6 protein-coding genes, 1 tRNA gene and 2 pseudogenes are annotated in these 10,292 nt (G+C 59.4%); 3 read left to right on the forward strand and 6 right to left on the reverse strand.

Features of this window, described 5'->3' with window-relative positions; genetic code table 11:
* Positions 1-108 precede the first annotated feature (108 nt).
* The 3 genes from ACZ415_RS08095 to ACZ415_RS08105 all read right to left on the reverse strand — a co-directional run bounded on the left by ACZ415_RS08095 (position 109) and on the right by ACZ415_RS08105 (position 3,240).
* The gene (locus tag ACZ415_RS08095; RefSeq protein ID WP_344704945.1) at positions 109-1,752 is read right to left on the reverse strand and encodes a BCCT family transporter; all 1,644 of its coding nucleotides are present in this window, start codon (positions 1,750-1,752) and stop codon (positions 109-111) included.
* Between the two features lie 55 nt (positions 1,753-1,807).
* On the reverse strand, positions 1,808-2,248 hold the full coding sequence (locus ACZ415_RS08100; RefSeq protein WP_344704944.1) for a universal stress protein: 441 nt from the start codon (positions 2,246-2,248) through the stop codon (positions 1,808-1,810).
* Between the two features lie 86 nt (positions 2,249-2,334).
* Positions 2,335-3,240: a glycine betaine ABC transporter substrate-binding protein gene (locus tag ACZ415_RS08105; RefSeq protein ID WP_344704943.1), complete on the reverse strand. Its 906-nt coding sequence runs from the start codon at positions 3,238-3,240 to the stop codon at positions 2,335-2,337.
* Positions 3,241-3,329: 89 nt separating this feature from the next.
* On the opposite strand from ACZ415_RS08105, the pseudogene ACZ415_RS08110 reads away from it, so the two are divergent.
* Positions 3,330-4,474: pseudogene (locus ACZ415_RS08110) on the forward strand (IS3 family transposase).
* A 237-nt stretch (positions 4,475-4,711) separates the two neighbouring features.
* Here ACZ415_RS08110 and ACZ415_RS08115 read toward each other — a convergent pair.
* Together ACZ415_RS08115 and ACZ415_RS08120 are read right to left on the reverse strand one after the other, a co-directional pair.
* Complete coding sequence (locus tag ACZ415_RS08115) at positions 4,712-5,533, reverse strand: ABC transporter permease (RefSeq protein ID WP_344703158.1); 822 nt, start codon at positions 5,531-5,533, stop codon at positions 4,712-4,714.
* Complete coding sequence (locus tag ACZ415_RS08120) at positions 5,533-6,735, reverse strand: quaternary amine ABC transporter ATP-binding protein (RefSeq protein ID WP_344703154.1); 1,203 nt, start codon at positions 6,733-6,735, stop codon at positions 5,533-5,535. The genes ACZ415_RS08115 and ACZ415_RS08120 overlap by 1 nt, the downstream gene beginning before the upstream one ends.
* Before the next feature lie 284 nt (positions 6,736-7,019).
* On the opposite strand from ACZ415_RS08120, the gene ACZ415_RS08125 reads away from it, so the two are divergent.
* Positions 7,020-7,096: transfer RNA gene (locus ACZ415_RS08125), tRNA-Ile, on the forward strand.
* Positions 7,097-7,340: 244 nt separating this feature from the next.
* Positions 7,341-9,083, forward strand: coding sequence for a CHASE2 domain-containing protein (locus ACZ415_RS08130; RefSeq protein ID WP_344703156.1), 1,743 nt, complete (start codon positions 7,341-7,343; stop codon positions 9,081-9,083).
* A 12-nt stretch (positions 9,084-9,095) separates the two neighbouring features.
* On the opposite strand, the pseudogene ACZ415_RS08135 reads toward ACZ415_RS08130, so the two are convergent.
* Positions 9,096-10,240 (reverse strand): annotated as a pseudogene (locus tag ACZ415_RS08135) (IS3 family transposase).
* Positions 10,241-10,292 lie beyond the last annotated feature (52 nt).

Genomic DNA, 10,292 nt, shown 5'->3' on the forward strand with positions numbered 1-10,292 from the left:
CAGATTGCGCGGCCGATATACGCCGGTGCCGCAATAGAAAAGGGCAGCCCGAGGGCTGCCCTTTGCTTGCTTTTTCAATCGCTTTTTTGCTGCGCTACTGCAGCGGCGTTATACGGAACGCGGCTCGCTCATCAGCGCTTTGATCAGCGTGTAGCAGCCAAATAGCAGCACGACCGTAAACGGCAGGCCGGTAGAAACCGAGGCAGCCTGTAGCGCGCTCAGCCCGCCGCCCAGCAGCAAGGCAATCGCGATGCCGCCTTCAATGATCGCCCAGAAAATACGCTGGGGCTTGGGCGCATCGATCTTGCCGCCGGCGGTAATCGAGTCAATGACCAGCGAACCGGAGTCCGACGAGGTCACGAAAAACACGATGACCAGCACGATGCCCACAAAAGAGGTGATGGAAGAAAGCGGCAGCTGGCCCAGCATGGCAAACAGCTTGAGATCCAGCGTGGCGTCTTGCACCTCGGTGATGCCCTGCGCGACGACCTGATCAATGGCTGTACCGCCGAAAGCCGTCATCCACAGAACCGAGACCAGCACCGGTACCACCAGCACAGCGATCAGGAATTCGCGTACGCTGCGGCCGCGGCTGACCCGGGCAATAAACATGCCGACAAACGGTGACCAGGAGATCCACCAGGCCCAGTAGAAGGCCGTCCAGCCCTGTACGAAGCCGGCATCCTCACGCGCGAAGGGGTTGGCCAGGGCAGGAAGCTTGGTGATGTAGGTGCCAAGGTTAGTGAAAAAGCCGGTAGCGATTGCCATGGTGGGGCCTACGACAATAACAAAGGCCAGCAGCAGAAACGCCAGCGCCATGTTGAGCCGCGACAAGCGCTGTACGCCCTTGTCCACCCCGGCGACGACCGAAAACAGCGCCACCGCGGTGATGCCCAGAATCAGCACCACCATGGTGGTGTTGGTGTTGGGAATCCCGAACAGGTAGTTAAGCCCGGTAGAGGCCTGAGTGGCGCCCAGGCCTAGCGACGTCGCAAGACCAAACAGCGTGGCAAACACGGCCATGATGTCAATTACGTGGCCCGGCCAGCCCCAGATGCGCTCCCCGAGAACGGGGTAGAAAATCGAGCGCATGGTCAGCGGCAGCCCTTTGTTATAGGCAAAGATGGCAAGCGACAGGCCCACAATGGCGTAGGCGCCCCAGGGGTGTAGCCCCCAGTGGTAAATGGACGCGGCCATGCTCAGCGACGTGGCCGCTTCGGGGTTGCCTTCCGCGCCGCCGAGCGGGGCGCCGTCGGTGCCGCCAAGCGATGTGCTGAAGTGGGAAAGCGGCTCGGCGACGCCGTAAAACATCAGCCCGATGCCCATCCCTGCGGCAAACAGCATGGCAAACCAGCCGGCGTAGCTGAAGTCGGGCGTGGCCTTGGCGCCGCCGATGCGTACCTTGCCCAGCGGGGAGAGCACCAGGCCCAGCGCGACCAGCACGAAAATGTTGCCGCCGAGTAGAAATACCCAGCTCAGGTTGCCGGTCAGGTAGCTGAAGGTGCCGTTGAACAAAGGCGCTACCTGATCCTGAAGTGCCAGCGTGACGACGACAAACAGCAGTATAATCAGCGAAGATACGCTAAACACGACGCTGTGAAGGTCAATGGGAACCCCGAGCCGCTTGGTCGCAATGTTATCCTGGCCGACAACGTAGTCGGTATCGATCAGGTTGGCCGCGCCCTCCGGGGCGGGCACACCTTCCGAGGCGGTTTGTTCGTGCGCCTCTGGGTTATCGTGATTATTAGCCACAGGCTAATCTCCCTTGCAGGTGTCAAAGATGACGTTTATGACCAACGGTGGCTGCTTAGGCGCCGGTATCGGTTATTTCCGGCGTGCGTACCAAAAAGATGGAAGTATGCGTGCGAGAGGCGACTCTGTCCCCGTTGGCTGGAATAATCGCGTCCAAAGACTTGGGCAGGTGTGTCGCCATGATCACCAGATCGGCACCGACGTCGTCTACCGCCTCGATCAGCAGGTCGTTCAGGTTGGCGACCGGGTCAGGGGAGTGGTAGACCTTGCCGGCGACGGGGCGGCCGTGAACGGCATGCCGCTGCTGGGCAAAGTCGTCAAGCTTTTTTTGATATTCTTCAGGCGTGCGCGCAATGCTGCTGGGCGTGCTGGTGGTGACGCCCACGTAGGTGATCTTGGCATCGTAGTGGCGTGCCATGTCGGCAACCACCTGCAGTGCCGGTTCCAGCGTTTTCATGTGTGCAAGATCTACCGGCACCATAATGTGCTTGAACATGATGTCTCCTTGGTTGGCTCACATACGCTTGTGGTATCAAAAGAGGCCACGCCGGCAGACGTGGCCTGATACAGCGTGAACCGGGTTTAGCCTTTAAGCCACTCGCTGACCGTTTCCGGGTTGTTTTCGACCCACGTCCTGGCGGCCTCGTAGGGATCGTCGCTGCCTTCCTGCATCAGCATCACCTCGTTCATGTCGTCTGATGACCATTTGAAGGCTTCAAGGATCGCGTAGGCGCGGGGCATGTCTTCTTCGAGCCCCTGGCGGGCGATGGTATGAATCTGCTCGGTGCTGCCATAGGTTCCCTTGGGGTCGTCGAGGAACTTGAGGTCCCAGCGTGCAAGCATCCAGTGCGGAGTCCAGCCGGTAACGGCAATGTTTTCGTTGTTGTCGATGGCGGACTTGAGTGCGGCGGTCATGGTGGCACCGCTGCCGCTGACCAGATCATAGTCCAGGTCGTATTCTTCGATGGTTTTTTCGGTCAGGCGCATCACGCCGGCACCCGGGTCGATGCCGGTAATCTTGCCTTTGAAGCTGTCGGCATGGTCGTTCATGTCGGCGATGGAGTTCACGTCGCTGTATTCGGGAACCACCATGCCGAGCTTGGCGCCTTCAAGGTTGGCACCGACGTCGACCAGGTCATCCTTGAGCTTGGCGTAGTAGTCTTCGTGCGTTGCCGGCAGCCAGCCGGCGAGAAAGGCGTCGGTATCGCCGGTGGCAACGGACTGCCACATTGCGGCGGCGGACAGCGAGGAGGTTTCAACCGTATAGCCGGCCTGTTCCAGAACGACTTTCATCACCTCGGTGGAGGCCACGGTAGAGGCCCACTCAACGTAGGAGAGATTGATCGTTCCCCTGTCCTCGGCATAGGCGGATTCGGCGCTGAGGGCAGCGCCGGTGCCCAGGGCCTGAGCGGTGCCGGCGAGAAGAACCGCGCCGGTGGCAAGGGTCATGCTGGCAAAACGGATGTGTCGATTAAGCAGATGCTTCATGGTGCGTTTTCCTTTTAAGCAGTATGTGAACTGGTCTAATTGGAGCGGACACCCCGGTAAGCCTCATACTGGAGGCATTGGAGGTGTTCATGACCAAGAAGACGCGACGTCGGTACTCTGACGAATTCAAAGCTGAGGCGGTCAACATGGTTCGAGGAGAGGGTTATGCCATCTCCGAGGCTGCCAGGCGGCTGGATATCGATCGCAGCCTGCTGGATCGCTGGTGTCGCCAGCAACGTGACCGGGAGGATGGTGTGACTGACGGCCAGGCAGATGAGCGGGATGCCGAGATCAAGAAACTTCGCGAAGAAGTTCGTAAGTTGCGGATTGAAAAGGAGGTTTTAAAAAAGGCCACGGCCTTCTTCGCGAGAGAGTCGAGCTGAGATACCAGTTCATCGAGTCGGAGAAGGCCTCCTTCCCAGTGGCGGTGCTGTGCCGTGTCATGGACGTCAGCCGCAGTGGCTTCTATGCCTGGCGTCAGCGTGAACCCGATGAGCAGCGCCAGTGCCTGCACCGGGAGGTCAAGGACATCCATGAGCAGAAACGTGGTAGCTATGGGAGCCGGCGAATGGCCAAGGAACTCCATCGCAGAGGTCACACGATCGGTCGTTATCAGGCGCGTAGCCTGATGCAGGAAGCCGGTGTCGCCTGCCGACAGCGTCGCCGCTACCGGCATACGACGGACAGCGACCACGGGCTGCCAGTGGCTCCCAACCTGCTCAAGCGGCAGTTCATGGTGCCTGAGCCCAATCAGGCGTGGGTGGCCGACATCACTGCCATCTGGACTCTGGAAGGCTGGTTGTACCTGGCGGCCGTGCTGGACCTCTACGACCGACAGGTCATCGGCTGGGCCATGGCCGACCATATGAAGACATCACTCACCCTGGACGCCCTGGAGATGGCCATTGGCCGCCGACGGCCTCCCCGGGGAGTGCTCCACCACTCGGATCGTGGCAGCCAGTATGCCTCTCGTGCGTATCGCGAACGACTGGCAAAGCACGGGTTCCAGGCCTCCATGAGCCGGAAGGGGAACTGTTGGGACAATGCGGTCATGGAGCGCTTCTTCGGCTCTCTAAAGAGTGAATGGCTGGAGGGACAGCGGTACTGGACCCGCCAGTCAGCGAGGCGCGACGTCGTGACCTACATCGAGATGGAGTACAACAGCTGCCGGCTCCACTCGACCCTTGGCTACCACGCGCCGAGGGAGATCGAGAAAATCGCGGAAGCAGCTTAATAAAAGTGTCCGCTACGACTTGACCAGAACAATGTACGTCAAGCAGTAGGTACGTTGAGCGGCCTGCACTTTACGCCGTGCGTGCTTTAGACAGTGCGCGCTTTAGACCGTACGCGCTTTAAACCGTATGTACTCTAAACAGTACTCGCGATGCACTATGCACTTTGGCTGCTTATTCCCGAGGTTTCAAGAAAGCGGCGTGCAGCGCCGGCTTCGCCCGGCGGCGCTGTGCGCGTGCTATTTGCGCAGTGACTGGGTCAAGCGATCCAGCAGCATGGCCAGGATGACCACGGCAATGCCGGCCTCAAAGCCATCCCCCGGACGCAGGCGCTGAATGGCGCGCCAGACTTCGCTGCCCAAGCCGTCGGCACCGATCATCGCCGCGATGACCACCATGGAAAGCGCCAGCATGATGGTCTGGTTGATGCCCGCCATCAGCGTCGGCAGGGAAAGCGGCAGCTGCACTTTAAAAAGCTTCTGGCCCCGGGTTGCCCCGTAGGCATCCGCCGCTTCGATAAGGTCTACCGGCACCTGGCGAATGCCCAGGGTGGTAAAGCGGATGGCCGGCGGCATGGAGAAAATCACCGTGGCAAAGATCGCTGAAACCGAGCCGATGCCGAAAAACGGAATCGCCGGAATCAGATACACAAACGCCGGCATGGTCTGCATGAAGTCCAGCAGCGGCATGATGGTCCGATACAGCCGTTCAGACAGCGCCGCGGCGATGCCTACCGGCAGCGCGATGACCACAGCCACCAAAGTGGCGATGACCACCAGGGTCAGCGTCTCGATCATCGGATCCCAAAGGCCCATGTTCCAGATCAGCGCAAGCCCGGCGGCGGCGCCGATGGCCAGGCGAACGGAGGAGGCGCGCCAGCACAGCGCGACAATGATCGCCATCAGCGCCCACTCGGGCAGCCACATCAGCGCGTCGTTCAGCCCGTCTATGCCGGTTTGGGTGATGCCGGAAATGCCCCGGGTGACCACGGAATACTCGCTGGTCAGCCAGTTCAGCCCGCCCTCGATCCAGCCCCCAAGGGGAATGCGTACGATATCCATCATTGCTCTCCTGCCCGTGCGAGTTCGTTCAGAACGCCACCTTTCACCACTACGCCGAGAAGACGCTGCTGGTCATCCTCCACGGCAATGGGGAAGCTTTTCTCGCTGAACATGGCAAACAGGTTCTGCAGCGGCTCATCGGGCTTGACGCGGCGGAAGTCCTGAGTCACGTACTCGGCGATGGTGTCGGCACCCTGATCGGCCGCCTGGCTGGCAGCATCCACTTCCAGCAGGCCCACCAGTTTGCGGTTGCGGTCAGTGACGTAAATGGAGTCAATGCTGTTTTCGCGCATCTTGTACAGCGCGGTGCGCGGGCCGTCGCTTTCCCGAGCGGTTTCACGCACCCGGCGCATGGCGCTTTCTGCGGTAAGAATGCGCGACATGTCCACCCCTTCGATGAAGCGGCGCACGTAGTCGTCGGCAGGGCGGGTCAGGATTTCTTCGGGCGTGCCGATCTGGACAATTTCGCCGTCTTTGAGCAGCACGATGCGATCGCCAATGCTTAGCGCCTCATCCAGATCGTGGGTGATAAACACCGTGGTCTTTTTCGTCTTGGCCTGCAGCTGCATGAGCTCTTGCTGCATGTCCTTGCGAATCAGCGGATCAAGCGCAGAAAAGGCCTCGTCCATCAGCAAAACGCTGGCATCGTTGGCCAGCGCCCGGGCCAGGCCTACGCGCTGCTGCATACCGCCGGAAAGCTGGTTGGGGTAGGCATCTTCCCAGCCGTCAAGCCCGACCTGGTGCAGCGATTCTCGGGCCAGCTTGTGCCGCTCGTCTTTGCTCACGCCGCGAATTTCCAGGCCGAACTCGGCGTTTTTCTGCACCGTGCGGTGGGGGAAGAGGGCAAAGTTTTGAAACACCATGGAAAAGTGCCGGCGACGACACTCCAGCAGGGCCTTGTCGCTTAGCGTGGGGATATTCTCGCCGTCGATGACGATTTCCCCTTCGGTGGTTTCAATCAGGCGGTTGAGACAGCGGATCAGGGTGGATTTACCGGAGCCTGAAAGCCCCATGACCACCAGCAGCTCTCCTTCGTGAACGTCGAATTCGATATTGGAAAGCCCCAGCGTTTGGCCGGTTTTTTCCAGAATTTCCGGACGTTTAAGGCCTTGGTTGCGCAGTTCCAAAGCTTTTTGGGGGTTTTTGCCAAAAACTTTGCTTAACCCGCGCACCTTAATCTTGACGTTTTGTTTGTCGTCCATCGGCGATGCCTGGTTGGTGAGAAGAATACACGCTCATGACAAAAGCACGATCGCCGCCTGCTGAGCCGGATAACCGGTTCAGCCCGACTGGCGCCGAAACCATAATGAAAAAGGCGTGCAATACGTAAGTATTATTAAATTATATTATACACCAATATTTACAGGCTGTCACAACGCCCGGCCGGCGGGGCCTGGCGGCCCTGAATGTAGAGAATAAACGCCGCACTTTGATCGCTGATGTCTAGCCTCGGTTTCATGCATCCGGTATGATGCGCCTCGCACACGGGCCTATAGCTCAGTTGGTTAGAGCAGGGGACTCATAATCCCTTGGTCGGCGGTTCGAGTCCGCCTGGGCCCACCAATAAGAGCAATATCGTACGCCACCATCGTCAAAACACCCTCCGTTAGCTTGAAAGCCGTCACTTGCCATAAACGTCTGGCCCGCTTTTGCTTGCCTATGCCACGTTAAAATAGCGCAGAGAGCTCGTTTACGCGCAGTAAAGCGTGTCTTTTCGCTGTTTTTGCCTTGTCTGGCTTAGGCCCGTTTCTTTTCAGGCAAAGCCCAGTACGGCAGGGGGATTGCATATAGTTAAGGTTTTTCTTATATGATTCTGGCCCCCCTGCATCGCTGGCGTCTTGCCGGCCCCGGGATTGCGCTCATCAGCCTTGTGGGCATCTGGCTTGCCAGCACGCTGGGCGTTTTTCAACTTCCCGATGCCTGGGTGCAGGGGCAGTATCATCGACTTACCCCCGTAGGCAGGCCCACGCCTCGGGTCGTGCTGGTGGAAGCCGACTTTGAACAGCGCCGGCAACCGGCGTGGCGTGCGCTTGTCGAGCGGCTTGAGCGGCTTGACCCGGCCGGCATCGGGTTTTTGCACCCGCCTGCGACGCTTTCCGAAACACAGCGTGCAAGGCTGCGCGAATCTGGCGTGATTGTCGGACAGACGACAGCCCAGACATCAAGCACGGGCAGTGTTCTGACGCTGCCCCCGGCCCAGAGCCTGAGCCGTATGAGCGTGCACGTGCCCCGTATTGTTGAAAACGGCGAGCGCTACGTTACCACCGAGGCAGCGCTGGCGAGCCGTGCCCTGGAGGCAAGAGCGGCTGAGGACGCCTTTCTGATCGATTTTCGTCCGGGGATGAACTATCTGCCGGTACTTCAGACCGAGCGGGTGCTGCGCGGCGATATCACCCGCGACCTGGTTGCGAACCGAGCGGTGCTGATAGGGCGGCGCATGGATCCGACCAATCCGACGCTGTTCACCCCCTTGCCGCAAGAGGCGAGGGTTTCCCGGCTGATGTATGCCGGCTATACGGTGGATACGCTGATGCGCGGCCGGCCATTGCAGCGCACCGCCTGGTGGCAAAATATATTGCTGTCACTCACCGTGCTGGGCGTCTCGGTGCTGTTGTATTTTCGGCTTGGCGTGCGGCATTCTCTGGGGGTTTGTATCGGGGGCGGCCTGCTTTTGCTGGTGGCCGGCTGGCTTTCGCTCCATTTTGTAAGTCGCGTTTTTCCGGTGATTGAGCTGATCGCTTATCATCTGCTGCTTTGGTATTTGCTCTCCCGACGTGAACAGCGCCACGAATCCGCAACCGTGCATACGCTTTTGCGTGCCAGCAGCGGCCGCCTGCATGATCGTTTGCTGCCTTCGGATTTCAACGCCAGCCAGGACCCCTGGGGGCAGATTATTCTGCTGACCACCCAGATACTCCACCTCGACCGCATTATCCTGCTGGAGCGCCGGGGCAGCGCCAAGCATCTGCGCGAGATAAAGGCGTATCGCTGCTCTATTGAAGATATTGACGAGCGCCGTCGCGATTTCGAGCGCACGCCTTACTCGACTGCACTGGAAGAGGGCGGGCCGATTATTCTGTCGAAAACCTTTTTGAAAAACCCCATGCCGGGCGGGCGGCAGTTTCTGGTGCCGCTGGAGTTTAACGGCCAGCTGCTGGGTTTTCTAAGCGGAGAAGTGGACGAACCAACGCTTGACAGTAATCCGCTGTTTTTCTCCTTGCTGCGGGATATCAGCAACCAGATCGGTGAGCTTGTTTATCAGCGTCAGCGCTGGCAGCTTTTTCAGCAGAGAAAAAAGAGCCGCTGGCAGCGCCTGATGCGCCTTGATGCGGTGGAAAGCGAATACGAAGCGCTGGGCGAGACGCTGCAGGTTTTTTCGCGCAGGCTTGCGCTGTTGGAAAATGTTTTCAGCTTGCTTCACACCAGCACGATTCTCTATGACCTTTTCGGGCAGGTCATACAGGTCAATCGCAAAATGGAGGCGCTGGTTACGCGCTCCGGGCTGTCCGTTTTCACCATGACCGCCGCCGATGTTCTGGTCAAGTCGTAGCGGACACTTTTATTAAGCTGCTTCCGCGATTTTCTCGATCTCCCTCGGCGCGTGGTAGCCAAGGGTCGAGTGGAGCCGGCAGCTGTTGTACTCCATCTCGATGTAGGTCACGACGTCGCGCCTCGCTGACTGGCGGGTCCAGTACCGCTGTCCCTCCAGCCATTCACTCTTTAGAGAGCCGAAGAAGCGCTCCATGACCGCATTGTCCCAACAGTTCCCCTTCCGGCTCATGGAGGCCTGGAACCCGTGCTTTGCCAGTCGTTCGCGATACGCACGAGAGGCATACTGGCTGCCACGATCCGAGTGGTGGAGCACTCCCCGGGGAGGCCGTCGGCGGCCAATGGCCATCTCCAGGGCGTCCAGGGTGAGTGATGTCTTCATATGGTCGGCCATGGCCCAGCCGATGACCTGTCGGTCGTAGAGGTCCAGCACGGCCGCCAGGTACAACCAGCCTTCCAGAGTCCAGATGGCAGTGATGTCGGCCACCCACGCCTGATTGGGCTCAGGCACCATGAACTGCCGCTTGAGCAGGTTGGGAGCCACTGGCAGCCCGTGGTCGCTGTCCGTCGTATGCCGGTAGCGGCGACGCTGTCGGCAGGCGACACCGGCTTCCTGCATCAGGCTACGCGCCTGATAACGACCGATCGTGTGACCTCTGCGATGGAGTTCCTTGGCCATTCGCCGGCTCCCATAGCTACCACGTTTCTGCTCATGGATGTCCTTGACCTCCCGGTGCAGGCACTGGCGCTGCTCATCGGGTTCACGCTGACGCCAGGCATAGAAGCCACTGCGGCTGACGTCCATGACACGGCACAGCACCGCCACTGGGAAGGAGGCCTTCTCCGACTCGATGAACTGGTATCTCAGCTCGACTCTCTCGCGAAGAAGGCCGTGGCCTTTTTTAAAACCTCCTTTTCAATCCGCAACTTACGAACTTCTTCGCGAAGTTTCTTGATCTCGGCATCCCGCTCATCTGCCTGGCCGTCAGTCACACCATCCTCCCGGTCACGTTGCTGGCGACACCAGCGATCCAGCAGGCTGCGATCGATATCCAGCCGCCTGGCAGCCTCGGAGATGGCATAACCCTCTCCTCGAACCATGTTGACCGCCTCAGCTTTGAATTCGTCAGAGTACCGACGTCGCGTCTTCTTGGTCATGAACACCTCCAATGCCTCCAGTATGAGGCTTACCGGGGTGTCCGCTCCAATT

Source organism: Halomonas cibimaris (assembly GCF_055379665.1).

What these genes read in the sequence shown, in the direction of transcription:
- ACZ415_RS08105 (WP_344704943.1), bottom strand. Translation starts at nt 3,240, where the DNA reads ATGAAGCATCTGCTTAATCGACACATCCGTTTTGCCAGCATGACCCTT.
- ACZ415_RS08130 (WP_344703156.1), top strand. Translation starts at nt 7,341, where the DNA reads ATGATTCTGGCCCCCCTGCATCGCTGGCGTCTTGCCGGCCCCGGGATT.
- ACZ415_RS08100 (WP_344704944.1), bottom strand. Translation starts at nt 2,248, where the DNA reads ATGTTCAAGCACATTATGGTGCCGGTAGATCTTGCACACATGAAAACG.
- ACZ415_RS08115 (WP_344703158.1), bottom strand. Translation starts at nt 5,533, where the DNA reads ATGGATATCGTACGCATTCCCCTTGGGGGCTGGATCGAGGGCGGGCTG.
- ACZ415_RS08120 (WP_344703154.1), bottom strand. Translation starts at nt 6,735, where the DNA reads ATGGACGACAAACAAAACGTCAAGATTAAGGTGCGCGGGTTAAGCAAA.